Source organism: Paenibacillus alba, from assembly GCF_013204855.1.
Taxonomy (GTDB): Bacteria; Bacillota; Bacilli; order Paenibacillales; family NBRC-103111; genus Paenibacillus_E; species Paenibacillus_E alba.
The window spans coordinates 64,843-88,262 of the sequence record NZ_JABMKZ010000009.1; the positions used below are offsets into that span (position 1 = coordinate 64,843).

Here is a 23,420-nt window from a genome sequence, read left to right on the forward strand (position 1 = left end):
TGATGGACAATGAAGTTGAACAACCAGCGTATCCAGATCGTAAATTTCTTCATTTGGGGAAAGCCTATAGTCTTCATGAGTTAATAGAAACGAAGGGGTTAGCGGAAGATGAGCTGAAAAAAAACCTCAAGAAGTTTTATTTCTCAAGCTGCAAGAAGATTGTAGGGGAACGCATACCCAAATATCAAGCTCAACTGAAAGTAAAACCCAAAACCGTTGAAGTGGTGGAATCTATAACGAAGTGGGGCAGCTGCAGCTCAGCCAAAAAGCTGACGTTCAATTATCGTCTAGCTATGGCTCCAATTGAAGTGATTGATTATGTGATCATCCATGAGTTATGTCATCTGCTGCACATGAACCATGATCGTTCCTTTTGGAGACGTGTCGGAAGTGTGATGCCGGACTATAAAGAGAAGGAAGAGTTTTTGGCCAAATATGGGCATTGGATGTCATTTTAGGACTATGAATGGTAAATGGAAACAGGGCTCGTTCGCGATAAAAGCGAATAGGGCTTTTTTTATTTTTCTGTTCTGAAATAAAATTTTAGAATTTTTAAAATATTATTGACATGCAATTTTAGTGACTATATAATTTGACCTATACCCATCCTATCCACTTGGAGTGAACCGATTGTGCCATATGTCATTGGGATTGACGGAGGCGGCACCAAAACGACATGCGTTTTCCAGAAAGTAGAGGATTATGATCCGTTTTTGAAGCCTCAGAGAGAAGTGAATATCGGGGAGGGGACGAATCCGCTGAGTGTCGGTTTTGAGCAAATGACTGATAGACTTCATCAGCTTGTACAGTATGGATTGGAAGCTCAAGGCATTCCTCAGGGAGACGTTGTTGGCCTATGCGCTGGCATTGCCGGTACACGGCTGGAAGCTAATCGATTGATGGTTGAACATGAGCTCAAACAATTGGGTCAGCGATTGCACCTGCATCCAGATGCTTTTTATAAGGTGAAAAGCGATCTGTATGTCGCGCTTCGCGGGGCTATGCAGCCTGCGGATAAGGAAGGTATTCTTGTTATCTGCGGTACGGGCTCCAATGCGATAGGCGTGTCCCAAGCGGGTCATCTGGTTTATAACGGAGGCTGGGGCCATATTCTCGGTGATGAAGGAAGCGGTTACTCGATTGGACTTCAAGCGCTCAAAGCCGTTTGCAAAGCCTATGATCGCAGGCAGTCGCCAACGGAATTAACCGGAATGGTTCTGGATACGCTCCAGCTTGCAAGTGAACAAGAGCTCATTCATTATATATATCGTGAGGGAAAGAGTAAGAACGAGATTGCCAGCTTAGCCAGATTGGTCATTGAAGCATCCACGCATTCAGATCGAGTGGCAGTGGAAATTCTGCGCGAAGCTGGAGACGAGCTAGTTGAACTGGTTCGCGGGTTAATGAGGAAGTCCGCATCATTTCATGAAGCGATCCCCGTGACCGTTGCAGGTTCTATATTTACTTACTCGGATATTATCAAGAACCGGTTTGTTGAAGGGTTAAGCGTACATAGAGCAGGCCAATATCAGCCGCCTTATGCAGATCCTGTAGAGGGCGCCATTATAGTGGCTATGGAAGCAATCTCGAAACCAACCATTTAGGGGGAAGCTTATGGCAGAAAATCATCTGGCCGAATCTTTATCAGGCGGCTTGATTATGTTGAAGGAAATTGCCGAACAGTTGCCGCCCTCGGAGCGTAAGATTGCCGTTTATATTCTGGAGAATCCCCATGAAGCAATACGCAGCACAGCCAATGAATTAGGTGAATTAAGCGCTACGAGTGCATCGGCCGTGATCCGATTATGCAAATCGTTAGGTCTTAGCGGGTTTCAAGAATTAAAGCTCAGAGTAGCTGGAGATATGCGGAACACGTCAGAAGCCGATTTCACTGACTTCGCTTCCCATGAGTCTCAGCAGTCTATTGTGCAGAAGATTACCAACAACAGCATTCGATCCTTGCAGGAAACGGCGGAGATCATGAATTATGAAGCTTTGAGCAAAGCCGTCGAGGTGCTTCAGTATGCCGGAAGAATTCATTTCTATGGCATAGGCGCTTCAGGTGTTATTGCCCAAGATGCACATCTCAAATTCGTGCGGATTAACCCGTCAACGACGTCCAGCATTGATTTTCATTTATCTGCGATGATGGTTGCCCAAATGGGCCCGCAAGATGTCGTCATTGGCATTTCTTTCTCAGGGGAGACTTATGAGGTTGGCAAAGTGTTGGAACTAGCGAAGCACAGAGGCGCGGTTGCCATCAGCTTAACGAGCTACGGCTTATCGCCAATAAGTGAAATCGCAGATATCAACTTATACGTCTCCTCCAAGCAGGAAGAGGTATTCCGCAGCGCGGCAACTTCATCGCGACTGGCTCAGCTGCATATTATTGATATTTTATTCATGTGTGTGCTGACAGCTAATTATGAGAAGTCAATCCAATTGCTGGATGAGGTTCGTGTTGGCATTAATTTTGTGAAACAGCAGTCAAAGAAGTAGGAGATATACAAAGGAAGTAACTTTGTTGCTTCTTTTTATATATAATCCTGAGTTTGCCGATTTGAATAGAAGGTATGTATTCACGGCAATAAGGATGCAGATGTAAACCTTCAACCAGATAAACAGCAGTGATTTCTTCGCAAGACGATGTCATCTATTTTATTAAAAGGGGAGCTCGATGGTATGAAAATGAAGTCAATCAGCGTAAGTCTTATGGGTGTTATGGTAACGTTTGGATTATTGACGGGCTGCAGTCAGCAGAACACCAAAAAAGAGGCAAGTGCAAGTCCCGCTGTCACGAATGCGCAAACGGCAGCAACGAAAGAATTGACTGGGGAGCTGGAAATCCAGTATTTTGTCGGCGGCTACGGAGATGCTTGGTGGAAGCAATCCATTGATGAATTCCAGAAGCTGAATCCGAAACTGAAAATCACACAAACAGCAGGGCCGCAAATCAACGAACAGATGAAACCGCGCTGGATTCAGGGCAATCCGCCGGATCTGATGTTCATCAATGGCGCAGGCTCTAATGCAAGGCAGATGTTTATTGATAATCAATTGATGGATTTAACCGATTGGCTCAAAGATGCGAAAAACGCCGATGGCGAGAAAATCTTGGATGTCCTGTTCAGCAAGCCGGAAGAATACCAACCAGGCAAAACCTACACGCTGCCACTCGTCTTCGGTTCGTACGGCACTTTCTATGACAAGGCTGAGCTGCGCAAGAATGGCTGGGATGAGCCGAAAGATTGGCCTAGCTTCATGGACACTATGCAGAAAGTGAAAGATTCCGGCAAAATGGCACCCTATATCCATACTGGTGTTTATCCACAATATATCATTGGCGGGCTGCTCAATTCTGCGATCGTTGCCGCTAATGGCAGTGATCCTGCGATCATTAACAAGATTAATGCGCTGGAGACCGGGGTGTTCAAAAGCGAGCCTGTCATGAAAGCCTTGGATAAGCTGATCGAGCTCAATACGAAAGGATTTATCGAAGGCAGTTCTGCAGCATTGAACCATACTGATTCCCAAATGCAGTTCCTGCAGCACAAGGCTGCTTTTATCCCGAATGGCTTATGGATTGAAAACGAAATGAAGAAGGACATTCCTGCTGGATTTGAGTTTGGATTCATTCCTTCCGTTGTCCAGGATAAAGCCGGAAAATCCATCGTTATTCCTTCAACAGCGACAATGGGTATCGCCAAAAAGGCGAAAAATCCTGATGCGGCCAAAGCGTATCTGCAATACGTATTTACGAAAAAGCAAGCCTTAGCTTGGGCAGAGCTGACAGGATCTGTTCTGAATGTGAAAGCAGATCTAAGCAAAGCGGATAAAGTCAGCGCGCTCGTGAAGCAAGCCAGCACTTATTTTGCCTCCTCCGATGTAATCATTGCGCCAATTCCGGTGCTGCCGGAAGAACTGTTCAAGATCGAAAAGGATGCCACGCTCGCCTTGGTGACCGGCAAAATCAATAAAGAAGAATGGGCCAAACGCCTTGAAGACGGAGCGGCCAAACAACGCGAGAAGAATAAATAGAAAGAATAGATAGCAACTTGATTGGAGGAAGGATGACTTGAATCTGGGATCTAAAGCACAGCGGAAACTATTTGTCGCCTCATTCGTAATGCCAACTTTGCTTCTGTACGGTGTTTTTCTCGTATATCCCATGCTAAAAGGGATTTATTTGAGCCTGTTTGATTGGTCTGGTGGTTCCGAAACCTACAACTTCATCGGGCTGGAAAATTATAAGAATATGTTTCACGACGAAGTCATCCCGAAAACGATCCGTAATGACTATATTCTTGTTATTGGCAAAGTCATCGGTTTTATGATTCCTACCCTGCTGCTGGCCGTTGCGCTCACGCGTTTTCGAATTAAAGGCGCAGGCTTCTACCGTTCCGTTTTTTTCATCCCGAATGTCATTTCGGTTGTTGTTGTAGGTGTGCTATGGCGGTTTATTTATAATCCCAACATTGGCTTTATTAATTCTTTTATTTCTGGTGTGACGGGTAAACCGTTTCAGTTCGCGTGGTTAGGGGAAAAATGGTCCATATTTGCCTTGCTGCCAACCTCGATATGGGCGGGTATCGGCTTTACGATTATTTTGCTTATCGCAGGTATTCTCAATATTCCTGAATCACTATACGAATCGGCGAATATTGACGGGGCTAAGCAGTGGCAGCAATTTTGGAATATTACGCTTCCTCTGGCATGGGAACAAGTTCAGACTTCGGTCATCTGGATTGTGACTACGACCCTCAGCGGCTCATTTATCATCGTCAGCATCATGACATTCGAAGGCGGCGTCGATAATGCGACTCAGGTGATGAGTTCCTATCTGTATGCACAGGCCTTTCATTACGGTAATTTTAGCTATGGAGCAACCATCGGGGTGTTGATTCTGGTCATCGCTTTAATTACAACGATCACGCTCCAGCGTCTGATGAAAAGAGAATCCATCGAATTGACATGAGGAGAGCTATCGGATGAAACAATCTAATCTTCTGACCTGGTGTATGACTGTCATTTTAGTATTCTGGTCCGCTTGTGTCATTTATCCTTTGATTTGGACGTTAATTGCTTCGCTGAAGGATAATCAACAGTTCCTGTTCAATCACCCTTGGGCGCTGCCGAACTTCCCTTTGCTATGGGAGAATTACTCGTATGTTTGGGAGAAATATAAATTCGGGAATTATTTTCTTAATTCCATAAGTGTAACAGTCGTAAGCACTTTTTGTGGCGTGTTACTGTCGGCAACTACGGCTTATGTCATTGCCAGATATACGTTTCGAGGAAGCAACGTGTTATTTCTTTCCTATTTGGCTTATAAAATGATTCCGGCCTTCCTGGGCATTATTCCACTCTTTTTCCTAATGAATGATCTTCATCTGACCAATACGCTAAGCGGGTTAATGTTGATATATGCAATTACCGCTGTTCCATTTGGTGTATTTATGCTAGTTGGCTTCTTCAAGACGCTGCCCAAAGAGCTGGAAGAAGCGGCTGCTATTGACGGCGCCAATCATTACGGCACATTTTTTCGAATTATGCTTCCGCTTGCGAAGCCAGGCATCGTATCGCTTGCTATTGTGACGGTGCTGAATATTTGGAATGAATATATTATGGCGCTTGTTTTTATCAATACGCCGGGGAAATACACGCTGCCTGTCGGTATTGCGGTTATGCAAGCCGAGATGCAGTATCGGACGGAATGGGGGCCTTTGTTCGCAGCGCTGACCATTGCCATGGTGCCGGTGCTGATCTTCTATTTCATATTCCAAAGGCAGATTACAGGCGGAATGACAGCAGGCGCAGTGAAATAACAGATGAGGAAGGGAGTTTACGAAAACACCATGAACATCCAATTAACGACAGAACAGCGCAATGAACGAAGTGAACAGTTGGACATGTTAAGCACAATGGATATTATTGCTTTAATGAATGAAGAGGATCAGAAGGTTCCGCTAGCCGTCAAGGAGGCGCTTCCGCAGATCGAACGTGCCATTGAGGTTATTGTAGAGAGGCTTGCCAGCGGTGGACGATTATTCTATATCGGGGCAGGAACAAGCGGGAGGCTGGGCATTCTGGATGCCGCTGAATGCCCGCCAACCTTTGGCACAGAGAAAGAGCTGGTGACGGCGATTATCGCTGGGGGATCACGCGCCATATTCGAAGCTGTTGAAGATGCGGAGGACAATGAAGCAGCAGGTAGAGACGAAGTGCGGAAGCAATTAAGCAGCCGAGATGTTCTTGTTGGTATTGCGGCAAGCGGCAAAACGCCTTATGTACTCGGTGCTGTGCAAGAGGCTAAACGAATGGGCGTACCGACAATTGGCCTCTCCTGCAATGCCAATACACTTTTGAGCGAAGCAGTGGACTACCCGATCGAGGTGAGCGTAGGGCCGGAGGTTGTGACGGGCTCAACCCGTTTGAAAGCCGCAACAGCCCAGAAATTAGTGGTGAATATGATATCAACCGCCACGATGATTCGTCTGGGGAAAGTATACAAAAACCTGATGGTGAACGTGCAAGCAACCAACGACAAGCTGCGCAAACGCGTCATCCATATCATCATGGAAGCCACTCAGGTCAACGAGGAAGTAGCCCGCCGTTATTGCGACATGGCAAGCGGAGACGCGCGAGTGGCAATCCTGATGCTCCAATTCCAAGTCGACTCCTCGACAGTAATGCAAGAATTGCGCAAGTCGAGTGGACATTTTGGCGAGACGCGTAAGCAATTGATGGCTCATGGGAATATGTAGTTTGTTGGTGATAAGGCTGTCTTTCGGCGATATGGAGGAAGAGTGCTGCACCAACTGGTTGTCTGTGAACGGAAAAGGGATCATCACGAGTGGCAAGCCACCTGTGATGATCCCTTTTCGTATTTTCAAGCGAGTAGTAGTATGATAATAGCATACAAAAATTGTTAAAAGGGAGCTGTAGGCGATATGCAAAAAGCGATAATAGTTAACTACGTGACTGACAAAAAAAATAATTTAGGTGAACTCAATGAACTACTAGCTCAGGGATGGAAAGTAGTCAGCCAAAGCGCTATGGGGAGTGGAGGCATGAGTGTCCATGCGCTCGTCATACTTGAAAAACAATAAAGGGAAGCAGCTCGGCAGGAACGCCACTAAGAAGCAAGCTGCGTTCCAAAGATCTGGGAAATTCGTGAGCGAAGATGGATATGTTATAATGATCCCGATTAACAGCAGGAGTTGATGCCTAGATGGGATTTCGCAAGATGTATCACAATTATTTGAAAAATAATTTGTTCATGAGGCTGCTTCTCCTTTTTTCCATGATTACGGTCGTTACTATCATTTCCTTTTCTTATTTTATGTATCATTCGATGTCTCAAGCGGCAATTAATCGCGAACTGGAAATACAGAAGAAGGCAATGGCGAACGTTAATCAATATTTAGGAAGTAAATATGATTCCGCACAATCTATTTTGTTTGGCTTGTATCGTGACAGCTCGCTGTCCGCGGGAGTGTCTTTTATGCTTCAGCACCCTTTTCAGGAGTATGTGCAGCATAGTCTGGAGCAGTACAATTTAGGCGGCAACAGCATGTGGAATGATGGTTTGCAATATTTTAAAAATCAGGTGGAAGACGACGAAGATATACGCAATCTACTCTTATACAGTGCGGATCAGCAGACCTTGTATGTGCTGGGGCATAACCGGCAATTGAAGATCGTGCCTACGAATCGAGCCCGCTCTTACATCCCCGAAGTGATGGCCCTTGAAAGCAAAGGTGTCGAGCTGCCAAATGTTTGGGTTCGCGAAGCCGCAGGGCAGTGGGACAACAATCTGTATGCAATCCGAACACCGATCAGCGACAAGCAAACCTTGAAAAATATTGGACAGCAGACGGTATATTTCAGCACAGATGGCATTTGGAAGGTGCTGGGTAATGATAAGGACGAACTGAAAGGGACAATTCTTGTGCTTTCTCCGGATGGCGGCGTGTTATTCGATTCTTCGGATCAGTACGTCGGTAAGCCGTATCCCTATATGGCGCAAATTAACGCAATGTATGACAATAGTGGTACTAATCAAAGCGACTATATGATGAAGCTGACGCAGAGCAAGGGAAATTTCAGCGTTATCGGCATCATTCCCCAAAAAGAGCTGGAAGCCTCCTCAAGGAGGATCGGGAGCACGATCTTGATGATTAGCGCGATATGTATCTTTTTCGCTATTCTGATCCCTTTCCTCGTTGTGATGAGTGTCGCCAAGCGGACGAACCAGATCATTCGTTTCACGCGGAAGGTCAAACAAGGGGATCTGAGCGTACGGATTCCCGATGTGCGAGAGGACGAGCTGGGGCAGATTTCTCGAAGCTTCAACGAGATGGTCGAAGAGTTGAATCTGTATATCGACCGGGTGTATAAAGCGAATATTAAGCAGAAGCATACAGAACTGACGGCACTGCAAGCCCGCGTTAATCCGCATTTTCTGTACAATACACTGGAAGTTATTCGCATGAGAGCCATTTCCCAGGGTGCTCATGATGTCGGGGAGATGATTTACAGCTTGTCCGCATTATTTCGCAGCTTCGTACAGCAGAAGAAAATGTACACCCTGAAGGACGAGCTGGAGGCATGCCGCTTATATTTGGAGCTGTTCCAAATTCGCTATAAGGACAAGTTCACTTATTCGATGGAGTGGGACCGCAAGCTTGGGGCGATTCGCGTGATGAAAATGTCGCTTCAGCCAGTTATCGAGAATTACATCGTACATGGCTTGCGCAGCGAAAGTACGGATAATGAGCTGCATATCCGAGTGAAGCAGGTCGAGGATTTCCTGCACGTGCAGATCGAAGACAACGGGAATGGCATAACGCCCGAACGGCTGAAGGAGCTGGAGGTCTTCTTTCTAGCGGAGGAATCGGAAGGGGAATCCTTCGGTTTGCGCAGCATTCATCAACGAGTGAAGCTGCTGTATGGCAGCGAATATGGCGTTAAGCTGCAAAGTGAGCCAGGCAAAGGCACGATAGTCGATATATGGCTGCCGATGGACGGCGGACAGGAGGTGTATGATGTTTAGGGTGTTTCTTGTGGACGATGAGCCTTTTATCATCGAAGGGTTGTACGACATTATCGATTGGGCCGAAGCGGGACTGGAGATTGTGGGCAATGCCAGCAATGGACAGAAAGCGCTGGACGCTTTGAAGGAAACGTCCGTGGATATTTTGGTGACGGACATCTCGATGCCCGTCATGAACGGTCTGGATCTTATTCGCCATGCGAGAACCGTTCATCCAGATTTGAAAGTGATCGTGCTCAGCGGATTCGATGAGTTTTCGTATTTGAAGGAAGGCATGCAGTTGGGCATTGAGAATTATTTATTGAAGCCCATTAATATTCAAGAGCTGAAAGCAACGCTTCACAATACCGTCGAGAAGCTGAATACGGTCAACGAGAATCAGTTGGTTCAGGCGTACAGCAAACAGATTTTGAAGGATAACACGCTGCATCGTTGGTTAACGCATCAGATAGCGCCGCTGGAATTCTCCGAACGTGCAGACATGCTGGGCATCAACCTTGATTGTGCTTATCTGGCAGCTTCTGTCCTGCGCATGCCAGCTGGCTCCGATGAGCTTGTGGCTTTCATTTCCGATAAAGTGGAGCCATACAGCTGGATCACTTCATTTTTCGATATGGACGGAGATATCGTTCTGCTTGCGTCGTTCGACGACGCGGTACAGGGAAGGCAAGAACTGATTGCCTTGCTTCAGCAGCTTCTGACAGATCTGCAAGATTGCCCGCCGCGCATCTCCATCGGCAGTGTCGAGCCGCTTTCGGAGCAAGCTGCGCATAGCTATGCAACGGCCAAGAAAGCTCAGGAGTATTTCTGGATCTACCCGGAGCTGCAGCTAATGGATTACAACGTGCAGGCAATGAATCCGGATAACTGCAAGGTCGACTTCTCCATCCTCGATTGGCCGGCTTATGCGAAGCTGATTATTGCCAAAGATCAAGAAAATCTGCGTGAACAGATTCAGAACGATTTTAAAATGATTCAAGCACTGCCTGGGATAACGCCGCATGATTTTCAGAATATTGCGCTGGAGATGGTCATCCATTTCAAGCTGGAGATCAAAGCGATCCGTCATACCGAGGAGCTTGAAGCCTATAATGAAGCTTTTCGCCAAATCAGAAGTGCAGTGACACTGGAAGATCTGGAAGCTGCTATTCTCCAAATTGCCGAAACGACGATAGGTTTCTTGATTTCTGATGTGCGAAGCCCAATTGTGCAGCAAGTGCTGAAATACATTCAGCAATCGTATGCAGAGGAGCTGTCTCTTAAAATGCTGGGGGCTCATTATCATATTCATCCGGTCTACTTGGGACAGCTGTTTCATAAGGAAATTAATGAGACGTTCACGGAGTATATCAACCGATTTCGCATCGAGAAGGCTAAAGAGCTGCTGAAGACGACGAATTTGAAGGTGCATGTTATCGCCAAAGACGTCGGCTATTGGGAGCTGGGCTACTTTTATAAACAGTTCAAAAAGTATGTGGGAATCTCTCCGACGGATTATAGAGGACTGCTCTAGGGAAAACTTAGATGCAGTCTTTTTTTATTGAATCTGCTGATATTTTTCGATGAGCGCGCTGCAAAGATTGTTTTTATACAACTTGCTCCTGTGGCGAAGCTGAAGAATGGAGCCGCGTACTAATAGAGGATGTGTTCCGAAGGAAGGGCATACAGCTATTCTTTTCACGGTTTCCATACATGTGGAGTGTGTGGTAAGGATATATCGTAATGCCCCTATTAAATAGCCTTGTATAGATCGTAACCCTCTTCATTTTCGAGAGGGTTATTTTTAATTTTCAAAATTTGATGCAAATTTCGTTTATTTCGACTTTATTCGACAGTAATTCTCAAGGAAAAGGGAACTAATGTACGGTATATTAAAGTCTATGTCATAAAATAACGAGAGGAGTCATTAAATGATTGGGAAATGGAAAAAGAAAGTCTCAACTTTAGCGTTAAGTTCAGTTTTATTATGCTTACTACCGTTTGGAGGTGTTGTCGCGTCGCCTACTGATAATGTGAGTGTAGCTAGTAATTGGGTGATTCTAGATCAGAACATTCGTCCAATTAGTGTTGTTGCTGTTGCGACAACTCAGAGTGATTCCACACAATCAACTTTAATTGATGATGAACAGCGAGTTATTGTTACGTTTAAGGAAAAGAAGAAAGTGGACAAATCACTCATCAAAGGAAAGATTAAAAGGGAACAGAAGCATTCGGCTTCAATATCAGCAAAGATGACTTCCAAAGAAATTGAAAAGCTAAAGAAAGATACCACGGTTCAGTCTGTAGAACCAGATATTCAACTCCAGATTGCATCAACACAAGCAATGGACTGGGGCGTATCTGTCGTCAATGCAACGTATGCTTGGAAGAATGGATATACAGGCAAAGGTGTCAAAGTTGCTGTGTTGGATTCAGGTATTGACACACATCATGAGGATTTAGTAGTTTCAGGTGGTGCTTCTTTCGTAGATTACACAACTTCATATGATGATGATTTTGGTCATGGAACACATGTAGCGGGAATTATTGGAGCAAAGAACAATGACATTGGTGTTGTTGGTGTAGCGCCAGATGCAGATTTATTCGCTGTGAAAGTTCTGGATTCTACAGGTAAAGGATACTTGTCTGATGTTATCGCAGGTATCGATTATGCCGTAGAAAATAAAATGGACATCATTAATATGAGTATCACAACTAGCGTGGACTCTCCAGCACTACATAATGCAGTTGATCAGGCTTATGCAAGCGGGTTGTTGCTAGTAGCTGCTGCTGGAAATACAGGAAATGTGGATGGTACAGGGGATACGCTACAATATCCTGCGAAGTATAGCTCGGTGATTGCAGTTGGTGCTGTGGATCAAAATAATCAGAGAGCGAGTTTTTCGGCTACGGGAAATGAATTGGAAATAGTTGCACCTGGGATGAACGTCAATAGCACTTACCTTAATAATGGTTATAAGACTTTTAAAGGTACTTCTATGGCATCTTCATTTGTTTCGGGAGAGATAGCTTTGTTAAAGCAAGAGAATTCGTTGCTTACAAACACCCAGTTAAGAAGCGCCTTGGATCAGCATGTATTGAACTCAGGTAATACCGCAAAAGATCTGAAATATGGGTATGGAGTCCTTGATGTTTCTGCATTGATAAATCAACATACCATTATTAATTCCCCTAATGTTTCGGGGAATGTATATAGTAATGTTTATGGGAATCTAAATACTACTAGTGCTTTGATTTTTTCGGCGGGAGTTGACTCAAAAATTAATGTTTCTATCAATTGGGGGCCAGCAACAGATGTAACAACATCCTGGCCATCACTAGTGAATGCAAAATCAATTGCTTACTATCAAACGGATGGAGGTACACAATACAGATATGTCTTGTATTACGATAATACAATAAAAGTTTCTATCAATTGGGGGCCAGCAACAGATGTAACAACATCCTGGCCATCACTAGTGAACGCAAGAGCAATATCTTACTATCAGACGGAAGGAGGTACATTATTCAGATACGTCTTGTATAACGATAATACAATAAAAGTTTCTATCAATGGGGAGCCAGCAACAGATGTAACAACATCCTGGCCATCACTAGTGAACGCAAGAGCAATATCTTACTATCAGACGGAAGGAGGTACGTCATTCAGATTCGTGGGATACTTAAATCAAAACCCCATAATTAATATTAATAATACTTCCACACAGATAGCTTTTAAAAACTCCGTTCCCAATACTGTTTCTATTTATGGAGTAGTAAGTGATCTCGATAACGATAGCATAATTATAAGTGCGACGATAGGCGGTGTTACAAAATCAACGATCGTACATAACACATCAACTATACAAAATTGGGCATTGCAATGGAATGTAAATAACGATAATTTAACTACTGCTTCATATAACAACGTATTTATCACAGCAAGTGACAACTATGGAGGCGTTGTAAATACAACCTCAGCACCAATCATAATTGACAATATTCCTAATATACCATCTAGCCTTAATCCAGGAGGCGCGACTTCATCAATACCTTCCTTAGTAACTGTCACGCCTCTTACTTTAAATTGGACATTTTCAGACCCTGATGATGGTGATACCCAATCTGCTTACGATGTACAAATATATGATGCGTCCGGTTTTACGCTAATCAATGACTCTGGTTGGGTTAATTCTGGATCGACATCCTATACGATTCCAGCAAACAAACTAGTTCGTGGAACGACGTACAGCTGGAAAGTCGCTGTTAAGGATAGCAAAGGTGGCGTATCATCATTTTCACCACTGTACTATTTCAAGACAAACAACTTACCTACAGCAGTTGTCACCTCGTACACTGACGGACAAACGATATCAGATAATGTTCTTAACTTCACTTGGACTTATACGGATACCGATGGGCAAGCTCAAACAAGCTACCGTATTCAGGGTTCGAAGGACAACTGGGCAACAATAGGTTATGATTCTGGAGTTAAGACAGGTGCAGCAACATCCTTTGCTACACCAGCTATACCTGATGGAACATGGAATTTTAAAATTAATGTAAATGACAGTATGGAATGGTCAACCGCAGCAACAAGGAATAATCTAATCGTTCCTAACGCCTACGAACCAAATGATACATCAGCACAAGCTTTTGGTATCAATTACAATACGCCATATACATCTTCTATAAGCTCAGCTAATGATGTTGATTTCTTCAAGTATGTTGCACCTGCCGCAGGTATGGATAGAGTTACCTTAACTATTCCTACTGGGAAAAACTATGATGTCTACGTTTACGATGCCAGTATGAACTTTGTCGCATCGGGTCAAATTGGTACTGTTGGAGCTGGAGAAGAAACGATTTATAAGGTTACTAGTGGTGCGACCTATTACATTAAAGTAGTAGGTGTTAGTGGTGATTATAGCGGAAACCCGTATACGCTGAAAGTTAATAAGTACTCGGTAACGAATCAAACGAATTATCAGTTTGACTCAAACGGTAATATCACAAGCAAAACGACGACCAGTAACTAAGAGGAAGTGAGACAATGAATAAACTATTAAAGAGAGTATTTTCAATTACACTCCTCTTTACTCTACTAATATCAAATCTACCAATTGCAAGCACAGTGTCTTACGCCGAGACTTCAGATAAGCAGGAAAAAAAACAAAATGATGCTACTGAAAAGCGTAAAAAGAAAATGAAAGACTCCTTCTCCGTCTCCAGCGATGATATTCAAGGTATTCTTGATCAAGGATATACCTTAGATGACGCTGAGAATGCCTTACAAGATCAGAAAGAGTCTAATGGGGAAATTAAAGCAAGTTTAGATAAGGTTAAGCCGAGTTTTGTAAACAAATCGAAAGAAGCTAAGAGCCAGATTGATAGTTCTCTCGGTGAGAAAAGTTATGAAACTATGGTAACAACTGCTGCGGATACATCTGATCCCGTACCTGATTACAGTTATGTGAACACCCACCCTGACGAAGCTCCATATTCAATTAAACTTGATCAAGAGACTGTCTCTACGCTCTCTGGTGGGCTATCTATGCAAGCATCAGATATGAGTCTTCCTGGCAGAAATGGACTTGGATTTACGCTTACTAGATCGTATGACAGTGGCTCATCGCAGCTTAATCAAATGGTTGCATATGGTAACACCAACGGAACCGTAAAGCCAAATGATGAGAAACTCTTTCCTATTGGTAAAGGGTGGACATGGAATATTTCCTATATTGAAATAAGTGGTAGTAATAAGTTCCTTCACCTTGGAGGATCAGGGGTTTACAAAATCGATGCATCCAATAACTTAGTTGGTTATGCGTGGAAGGACCTTACGTTTACTTCAGATACAACTGTTTCTGTGAATGGAATTGCATCTGCTTATGTGGTGAAATCGCTTCAAAATGTTAAACAGCATTTCAGTGTGAGTGGTCAACTCCTCCAGATATCCGATGCATACAATAATAAAGTCACATTTACGTATGAAAATAACGCTACTTATGGTTCTGTCTTGAAAACGATAACGGATGCGATTGGCAATACCATTTTGATTTCATACGGTTCAGCTTCCGTTATTCTTACAAAAGGAACACAAACCGTAACGTATTACAAAACAACTCAAAATGGTAAAGAACTACTTAACCAAGTGGTTGATGCAGTAGGGCGAGCAACGACCTATGATTACGATCTGAAAGATGCGCTGTTTAGCTTAACTGGGACGACGCCTAATACAAGTAATCCCTATGCACTGCTTGTTGGTGTCACACATCCAACGGGTTCTAAATCGGTCTATAAATATGAAGATACAGCGACCAAACGTTTTACTGGTACCAATTCAGTTAATCAAGTCTTTCGTGTGAAATCTCGCGAAGAAGTATTCACGAAAACGGATAACAGCATGGAAACGGTAAATCACAAAGATATCACATACCCTTTAAGCGATATTGGAAGTTCATATAACCCAACTACACCATTGGAGTTCTCGGTAGCTGTCGATAACGGATTAACCAAGACGACATTTACTAATAAAAAGGTTTATTTTAATGAGGATACGCCTTCCGTTTTTTACAACACCAAAGTCGTGACAACGTCTCAATACGGTGGTAAAACCTACACGAATACAACGGATTATACGTACGATGAAGCAAGAAAATGGACATCACCTATCACGACCACAGTAGCTAAAACTGAAACAGGAGCTACAGTACCAGCAACAATGACCACATCACAGTCCTATAACGACTATGGTAGTGTAACTAGTGCTGTAGATGTGCTGAACAATACAACAACTTACACGTACGATACTGCGTCTTTTCTACTTGTGGGTGTAACTAGACCAGTCTCAAATTCCCAAACGCAATACACCGAATATGTTCGTGACCCTATTCATGGGAATGTGACAACGGTACGTGTACATGAGGGCAATTTAACGGGAACGGTTTTGCAAGAAACGATTAATGACACCTATGACTCCTACGGGAATGCCTTACAAACAAAAGTAAAGAAAAATGCAACAGACTACGTCACTTTTCAAACGGAGTATAACGCGGCTGCTCCTTATAACGGGGCCTTTCCTACCAAGCAAACAATTGCAGTAAAAGATGCCAATGGCGCGTCATCGACTATGATTAAGCAGTACGAATACAACACAGCGAGCGGACAACTAAAAACATTTATTGATGGCAAAACGCAAAGTACAACTTATGAATACGATGCGATTGGTCGTGTGACGAAAGCGATCCATCCTGATAACAGTTTCGTGAAAGTGGATTACTTTGATTTTCAAAATCAGGTACAGCAAACGGACGAAACAGGCATTCAAACCCTTACGAAATGGAATCCGCTTGGATGGAAAGTAGATGCTGGTATTAATGATCGCGGCATCTATAAATCTAAAACGAAGTACAGTTATGATAAATATGGACGTATGGAAGCAACTGAAGATGCATTGGGGAACAAAACGAGTTATGGCTATGACCAGTGGAGTCGTCAGAATCTGATCACGTATCCAGGGGGTTCATCAGCAAGTGTTCTTTATGACGATACTAGCGTAATAAACACAAAAACCAGCACAGATGCAGAAGGCTACGTAATTAAGGAGTATTACGATAAAGGCGGTCGTACTACAAGTAAAGAAGAAACGAAAAAGATTGCTGGTGGTGGAACTAAAACTACGACACTGGGTACCTTTGCCTTCGATAATGTTGGTCATGTTCTGACAGCCACAGACAATCAAGTTCCACAAAATACAACGACTTACAATTATGATACAATTGGGCGTTTAACAAGGGTTTTAAATGCGAAAAACGAACCCACTTCTTATCAATACGACAATCTGGGTAACCTGCTACAGGTAACTTATCCAGACGGTAAGACGAACTTAAAGAAGTATGATGAAATTGGTCGATTGATCCAAACGACTGATGCAAACAGCAAAGTGGAAAAGTTTTTTTATGATGCGAATAGCAACCAAACAGGACTCATTGATCGTAATTTGAATTATTTTAAATACACATTTGATAATAGGAACTTCCTAAAGAGTAAAGAAATCACGGATGCTTCGTGGAATCCTATTGCCAGCGAAGAGAAAATTGGTTTCAGGTATGATCTTGCTGGAAGACGTACTGAAATGGTGGATGGCACTGGAACTACGGGATACAATTTTAGTTTATCTACAGGTGCATTGAGTACGCAGACATATCCAGATGGTAAAACTATTAAGTATGATTATGACGCAGCGGGAAATCGATTTGTCATGAATGATCCATTTGGGGTCAATACGTATTATCATTATGATTCAAGGAATCGATTGGATATTGTAGCTCCATCTGCGGATTTCTTGAACAATAGTACTACAACGGATTATGATGCGAAATATACGTATTATAACAATAGCTTGCTGAAGCAGATCACACAGCGCAATGGAGTAACTTCAGACTTTAGCTATGATGGGCTCCGTATTGGTTCTCTAACTGAGAAGAAATCTAATGGTACACCGCTGAACACATTCACTTACACCTATGATAACAACGGTAATCAGAAGACTAGGACAGAGAAAATAGGTAATGATCCAGAAGTTCCTGCAAACACAAACAACTTCTCGTATGATCCGTTGAATCGCATCTCCACTTCCGATCAATTTAATGAGACGTATGGATACGATAATCGTGGAAATCGTACGAGCATGACGACAAGTAATCCGTTTGATAGTCCAGATGTAACGCGTACATTTGATAAGCGTGATCGTCTTACGAATGTAGCTCTCACGAGTGGTGGGAATGTTGCATACAAGTACAACGGTGATGGGTTGCTTTGGGAGCGAACGGAGAATGGGCAGAAGACACGCTACTATTGGGATGGCGATCAGGTTATAGCGGAAGCGAACGTGGTAGGTGGCGTGGCTACGTTAAAAGCACGCTACATTCGTGGTCAAGGACTTGTCGCACGAGAGGACGGTCAAGGCAAGGCGTACTATCTTCAAAACGGACATGGTGACGTGGTAAACATGATGGATAGTACTGGGACGACGAAACTGAATTCATATTCGTATGATGTATTCGGAAACACAGTGAGCCGGCAGGAAAATCTGCCACAGCCGTTTAAGTATAGCGGTGAGATGATGGATGATAAGGTTGGGCTGCAGTATTTGAGGGCTCGATGGTATGATCCGAGTATGGGGCGGTTTGTGCAGGAGGATACGTATGCTGGGCAAATTGATAATCCTCTGAGTCAAAATAGGTTTACGTATGTGAGCAATAATCCTATCTTTTACAAAGATCCAACTGGTCATAAGTTTGAATGTGAGGGTTGCAGTTCCGAGGAAAATAAAAAGGCGGACGATAATTACTACGAAAGACGCAATAACAATCCTTCACAAGTGAGTGATAAGCTAGTTTATTTCGTTGCCAACTATGAGCAATTTTATGGCAAACCGTATCGTGGACAGGATAGCAAAAATTTAACCATTGGATATGGACACGTCATTAAAAAAGGAGAAAATTTTGGTAGTGGGATTACTAAGGAAGAGGCTCTTGAATTACTCCTAAAAGATTTACAATCACGTGTAGAAACAGTTGCTGACTGGGCAGCTAAAAATGACGTAAAATTAAATCAGCAACAGTTCGATGCACTTGTTAGTTTTGTCTTTAACGCAGGTGAAGGGATGTTAATCAATGAGGACCAAGATGTTGGAATTATTATTAAATCAGGAGATTATCCATCAGATAAGTTGAAAGAAGCTTTTTTAGATGTTGTTAAAGTTACCACGGATGAAGGAAAGATTAAATCCGCAGGTCTTTACCGAAGAAGAATGGACGAATGGCAGATTTTCATGAGCGGGGAATATAACCGAGACTATCCCAAAGCACCAAGCGGCTATAAGTAATATTATGGAATAAACCATGAAAGGAAGAAATAAACAATGAAATTAGGTAAAGCAATATCTTTAATTACACTGTTCTTCGCACTTACTGGTACAGCCTGCACTTATCAAAACTCTGAAAAGAAAGTGCTTAATACGACATCACAAATTCAAGAAACCTCTTTAAACATTAAGACAGATGAAAAGAAAACAAATTCACAAATTCCTGATGAAAGCACTAGTAAAACAGACGAGATTTTTTTCGGCAGTTGGATTGTTAAGGGGGTTCTAGCAAGTGCCTCTATCTCTACACATGATAATGCCGATATACAATACCTAGAAGGAAAAAAAATTAATTATTCTGCCGAAACTGCAAGTTTTGATGAAAATATCCTTAAAAATCCGTATTATAAAATGACTGTAGTTGCAAAAGAACGATTTTCATCAATTAATGGTGTTGATTTTGAGGAATTGGGAATAAACGCTAAATCTGTTACATGGATAGACGTATATAGAGATCCAAATTATTCTGATTATTGGCCAGGTGTTGGCAAGAATAACATTGGAGGCAGTTTCATGATTAAAGATAAGGATACATTAATTGTTAGTAAAGGTGGGGACTTTTTTGAGATAAGCAGGGTCGAGCCTAAATAACATCTTTTCCTACCGCCTTGCGACTATCGCTTGGCGGTTCTTCTTTTTCTGCCGCGGTATCGCTAACAATGTAAATAACCGTTCAGAAAGTATGAGCCATAAGATTAAAATATTAATATCTTTCGTGGGACTCATGATGTGATTGTTTTATGTGTAGCAAGGTTAATATGCATCTACTAAATGACCAAAGCAATCTGGCACGATGACGTTTTTTTAATGGCAGACTGTACAAATTGCCTGAACGTCAGCAGAATGGCGAGAGCAAGCAGAAACAAGGCAAGACCAAACATCAAGCTTATGTATGTGTGATGCGTAAGCTAGTAAATGTGGTGTTCTGGATGATGAAAACGAAGCAGGCGTATGTGATGCCAGTACAGACGGAAGTGAGTTGACATGGTAAGATGGAAGTATCTTACTATTGTTGAAAGGGAAGAACATAATTGAAACTATATTCATTTTTGGGGCTTGTTGTTGTGGCGGCGGGTTCGTTATTCATCTACCGCTATCTCAGAGGATTCAGGAATGCTATTCTGTGGGCAATCTATTACTTTAGACGCTCCAGAAAATAGAATTCCTTCTTTTTATCCATACAAGGATATCAAAGATAAAATGGGCATGGCGATGTTGTGGGATTAACCGATGCCAGCGGTAATACGCTAAACACTTATACCTATGACATGTGGGCTAATCCGCTAACAACGAGTGAAACAGTAGCGCAGCCGTTCCGTTATAGTGGAGAGATGACAGATAATACAACTGGGCTGCAATATTTACGCGCGAGATGGTATGATCCGAGTATGGGGCGGTTTGTTAATGAAGATAGTAACGAAGGACAGATAAATAATCCTTTGTCCTTGAACCTTTATACTTATGTTGAGAACAATCCATTAACCAGGATTGACCCAAGTGGGCATTCATGGTGTACTTTTATTCTCTGTGGTCCTGAGAATGCAGCTCAAAATTATCAAGATGCAAAAAAGTTGTACGAACAATGTGACTTCTGCCAAGCTGCGATGGATTATGCAGGCCCTGAAATTGGAGTTACTGTGGGTGCAATTGCAATTGCAAAAAAGTCACCTGGCTTCTTTAAAAAAATATGGAATGGTGTTAAAGGGGTTTTCAGTAAAACTTCAAAAGAAGTAGACATTGAAGCTATTGGAAATAGCATAAAGAGTAATCCTTTAAGGCAATCCTATGAGCAGGAAGTCAGAGATTTAAGTTCTCAAGTTGACAAGCTAAGGGCAGGTAACATGTCGGATGAAACTATTGCAAGGACGCTATATCAAACGAGGCGTGATCTTGGTGTTAAGTATAAAGATTTGACTCCAGAGGAACTACGGAATTATATATATGAGGTAAACACTAACAGATATGGAGACCCACTTGGTCCTTCATTTGAGTCTCTAGTAGAAAAATACAACGGAGATTACAGTAAAATTATTGAAAAGGCCGCAAGTCCAAATGAAGATGTAGATAAACTACTGGAGGGGTTCAAAAAATGGCTGGAGAATTAGGAGGAATAATATACTTAAAAAACTTTAAAGTAGAGAAGTATATGTGTGAGTACTCGATAGATTTAGGGGTCTTCCGGGAAATAGCACTCTCTGATACTATGGATATTCATATTACTAGAGGTTACTATTCTAGAGTAGGGAATACTTACTTTGGAGTATTTGCAACTATTAACGGGCCTTTCTTATTTATAAATAATAGCATCCATAGGTTCGATTCCAACGTAAAAATTAATCTCATAGTTGGCAAAAATGAAAATGAAGTTACCTTCATTTTAGGAACTACTCAATTCTCAATGCAGTATCCGCGGGAAAAATTCGTGAATTATGATGTATGGTCCGATGAGGAAATAGTTGATTTTTTTCAATGGATAAAAATTCAATCGACCAGTGAATCTTTTCAAAATTTTTACTCACTAAAGTAGTGAATACCTGCTATATCTACCACCTTGCATAGCGCTTGGTGGTCTTTTTTATATCACTGCTGTTTTATTGTACTAGCGTTAATAACTCCCACTCCAAGCGTAGCAAAAATTAAGCCCATGCCTCCGGCAACCTTCACAGCCTCACTGCGCCTTATGCAGGGATAAACGGCTTGCCCCAAGTTGATTCCTTGCAGGGATGGCTTGCAGTCTTTCAAACCCTAGTCGGACAGGCTGCTCTGTCAGGAGTGGTTTGAAAGGCGCAAGCTCCCTGCTCGGTGAATCAACAGCGGCAAGCCGTTTATGCGCATAAGGCCCAGCGTGAGGCGTTTCGGTTGCCGTCGGCAGAGGCTTTGATCCTTCGGATCTTAAAACCATCGTTCGCGCCGCGGCCAAGGACAGACGGCTTTTTACAAACGCGCTCCCGCAGCGCTTCGCTCCTTCCCCCTTTTGGGGCTGGATACGCTCATGCTCCTGCTGGCTTGCTCCTCACCTCGACCCTTATTCACGGCTGCACAGGCGTCCTCGGTCGATTCTCCTGCTTCATGATGCAGGTGTCTGTCCAAACAACGCTTGGACAGACAGGCATCAGGGTAGGAAGGGGAATCGATCGGCGAGGAAGCCGTTTGCCACGAATAAGGGATCGGTAAGGATAGGCAAGCCAGCAGGGCATGAACATGTATCCAGCCCCAAAGCGGAAGAAGCGAAGCCAGGGAAGTTGGGGTTTGTAAAAAGCCGTCTTTGTCCTTGTGGAAGCCGCGATCGGGAAGGTTGATCTTGGTTGTCAGATCACAACCAAGGATTCAGTTGATTTTTCTTCGAAGCCTAGGCAGAGAAGTTTTTCTTCAAAGCATAACCCACAAGGTCTCCCCCCCCTATTTTTTGAATGTATACCTTCGAAGAACTACTTAATAAAAACAATGACTCTTGATCTTAAACGCTCTTCTCTTTTTTTTGGATTGTTATGCTTCAAAGCTGAAATCGACAAAATATCCCAAATTACTTTATTTTTTGGTATGATAATCCTATATGTATAAAAAACTAACTTGTAGTAGGAGCAGAATAGCAATTCTATACAATAATTTCTAAGGAGAGATATTAAAAAAACATGAAAGCACAATTTAATTTCGGTAGGTTATGGGGGCAAAACTTTTTTTCGAATTTAAATTATTACAGACTTATTGAATATGTAAATGATGAAGATGCGATGAAAATATTTACTAATAAACACGGACTAAGAGCAGATGATAAAGGGAATTTAATAGATACACCACTAGATGATGAACACAGACCAGTCATTCATGAGGGCATTAAAGCAGATATATTATATTCACTCGAGCTACTAAGCAACCAAATGATAGTCTACATATCAACACTTATTGAAAATTCATTCGAAGAGTTTTTTTATTGTGTATTTGCAAATGACCCACAAAAAATTAAATATATTAATACTCTAGGTGATGGGCTTAAGTCACAATTAGGGTTTTCCTTAAATGATTTCATTGAATACCCATTAAGAGAGGATTATTTAAATGAGCTTTCAAGAAGAGCAGCGAAAATATGTATTAGTGGTAATCCCAAAGCCATTCTTAAGAGAGTAAGTGAACTAACAAAGCTTGAGATAGGTAAAGATATCTCTACACTACTTTTCGAGCTGAACAACTTTAGAAATAAAATTGTTCATGAAAACAAACATTATACATTTGCAAATGATGAATTGCAGAAGTATGAACATATGTTTGAAGCTTTATTGCACCTACTAGCGTATAAGCTCATAGATTTACAAATTGATGTCATTGATCCTGGAGAGTTCTTGTGAAATTAATGCTCTAACAACGTCGTTTGCTGTAGGCTTACAACACATAGTGGTCCACCTAGGAAATTTCAGAGAAGTGAGCTTAGACCGTACGTATATTAAATTCAAAGTGGAG

The 23,420-nt window shown here is 42.5% G+C and carries 17 protein-coding genes and 1 pseudogene; 17 read left to right on the top strand and 1 reads right to left on the bottom strand.

Annotated elements, in window-relative coordinates:
* Positions 1-41: 41 nt before the first annotated feature.
* From HQN90_RS14230 to HQN90_RS14310, 16 genes and pseudogenes are all read left to right on the top strand, one after another.
* Positions 42-458, top strand: a pseudogene (locus HQN90_RS14230) (M48 family metallopeptidase); the annotation flags it as partial.
* 174 nt (positions 459-632) lie between these two features.
* Positions 633-1,604, top strand: coding sequence for a BadF/BadG/BcrA/BcrD ATPase family protein (locus HQN90_RS14235; protein ID WP_173219543.1), 972 nt, complete (start codon positions 633-635; stop codon positions 1,602-1,604).
* A gap of 10 nt (positions 1,605-1,614) precedes the next feature.
* A complete protein-coding gene (locus tag HQN90_RS14240) occupies positions 1,615-2,499 on the top strand; it encodes a MurR/RpiR family transcriptional regulator (protein ID WP_246362363.1) in 885 nt (294 codons plus the stop codon).
* A 183-nt stretch (positions 2,500-2,682) separates the two neighbouring features.
* Positions 2,683-4,038, top strand: a complete 1,356-nt coding sequence (locus tag HQN90_RS14245) for an extracellular solute-binding protein (RefSeq protein ID WP_173219546.1) — start codon at positions 2,683-2,685, stop codon at positions 4,036-4,038.
* An 88-nt stretch (positions 4,039-4,126) separates the two neighbouring features.
* Complete coding sequence (locus HQN90_RS14250) at positions 4,127-4,975, top strand: carbohydrate ABC transporter permease (protein WP_173219819.1); 849 nt, start codon at positions 4,127-4,129, stop codon at positions 4,973-4,975.
* 13 nt (positions 4,976-4,988) lie between these two features.
* Positions 4,989-5,825 carry a carbohydrate ABC transporter permease gene (locus HQN90_RS14255; protein ID WP_173219549.1) on the top strand — a complete coding sequence of 279 codons (837 nt, stop codon included), beginning with the start codon at positions 4,989-4,991 and terminating at the stop codon, positions 5,823-5,825.
* A 30-nt stretch (positions 5,826-5,855) separates the two neighbouring features.
* Entirely contained in the window at positions 5,856-6,764 is a 909-nt protein-coding gene (gene murQ, locus HQN90_RS14260; RefSeq protein ID WP_173219552.1) for an N-acetylmuramic acid 6-phosphate etherase, read from the top strand.
* A gap of 186 nt (positions 6,765-6,950) precedes the next feature.
* A complete protein-coding gene (locus HQN90_RS14265; RefSeq protein WP_173219555.1) occupies positions 6,951-7,109 on the top strand; it encodes a hypothetical protein in 159 nt (52 codons plus the stop codon).
* A 122-nt stretch (positions 7,110-7,231) separates the two neighbouring features.
* The gene (locus HQN90_RS14270; protein ID WP_173219558.1) at positions 7,232-9,055 is read left to right on the top strand and encodes a sensor histidine kinase; all 1,824 of its coding nucleotides are present in this window, start codon (positions 7,232-7,234) and stop codon (positions 9,053-9,055) included.
* Positions 9,045-10,568 (top strand): response regulator transcription factor, encoded by a 1,524-nt coding sequence (locus HQN90_RS14275; RefSeq protein WP_338042320.1) that lies wholly within the window; start codon positions 9,045-9,047, stop codon positions 10,566-10,568. The genes HQN90_RS14270 and HQN90_RS14275 overlap by 11 nt, the downstream gene beginning before the upstream one ends.
* A gap of 397 nt (positions 10,569-10,965) precedes the next feature.
* Positions 10,966-14,073, top strand: a complete 3,108-nt coding sequence (locus HQN90_RS14280) for a S8 family peptidase (protein ID WP_173219561.1) — start codon at positions 10,966-10,968, stop codon at positions 14,071-14,073.
* A 14-nt stretch (positions 14,074-14,087) separates the two neighbouring features.
* Positions 14,088-18,926: an RHS repeat-associated core domain-containing protein gene (locus tag HQN90_RS14285; protein ID WP_173219564.1), complete on the top strand. Its 4,839-nt coding sequence runs from the start codon at positions 14,088-14,090 to the stop codon at positions 18,924-18,926.
* Between the two features lie 36 nt (positions 18,927-18,962).
* A complete protein-coding gene (locus tag HQN90_RS14290) occupies positions 18,963-19,556 on the top strand; it encodes a hypothetical protein (protein WP_173219567.1) in 594 nt (197 codons plus the stop codon).
* A 233-nt stretch (positions 19,557-19,789) separates the two neighbouring features.
* Positions 19,790-19,948, top strand: a complete 159-nt coding sequence (locus HQN90_RS14295) for a hypothetical protein (protein ID WP_173219390.1) — start codon at positions 19,790-19,792, stop codon at positions 19,946-19,948.
* A 234-nt stretch (positions 19,949-20,182) separates the two neighbouring features.
* Positions 20,183-21,070 carry an RHS repeat-associated core domain-containing protein gene (locus tag HQN90_RS39615; protein WP_338042321.1) on the top strand — a complete coding sequence of 296 codons (888 nt, stop codon included), beginning with the start codon at positions 20,183-20,185 and terminating at the stop codon, positions 21,068-21,070.
* On the top strand, positions 21,055-21,492 hold the full coding sequence (locus HQN90_RS14310) for a hypothetical protein (RefSeq protein ID WP_173219570.1): 438 nt from the start codon (positions 21,055-21,057) through the stop codon (positions 21,490-21,492). Before HQN90_RS39615 ends, HQN90_RS14310 begins: the two co-directional genes overlap by 16 nt.
* Positions 21,493-21,633: 141 nt before the next feature.
* On the opposite strand, the gene HQN90_RS14315 is transcribed toward HQN90_RS14310, so the two are convergent.
* Positions 21,634-21,867 carry a hypothetical protein gene (locus HQN90_RS14315; RefSeq protein WP_173219573.1) on the bottom strand — a complete coding sequence of 78 codons (234 nt, stop codon included), beginning with the start codon at positions 21,865-21,867 and terminating at the stop codon, positions 21,634-21,636.
* 730 nt (positions 21,868-22,597) lie between these two features.
* Between HQN90_RS14315 and HQN90_RS14320 the strand changes: the two genes are divergently transcribed.
* Complete coding sequence (locus tag HQN90_RS14320) at positions 22,598-23,308, top strand: hypothetical protein (RefSeq protein WP_173219575.1); 711 nt, start codon at positions 22,598-22,600, stop codon at positions 23,306-23,308.
* Positions 23,309-23,420 lie beyond the last annotated feature (112 nt).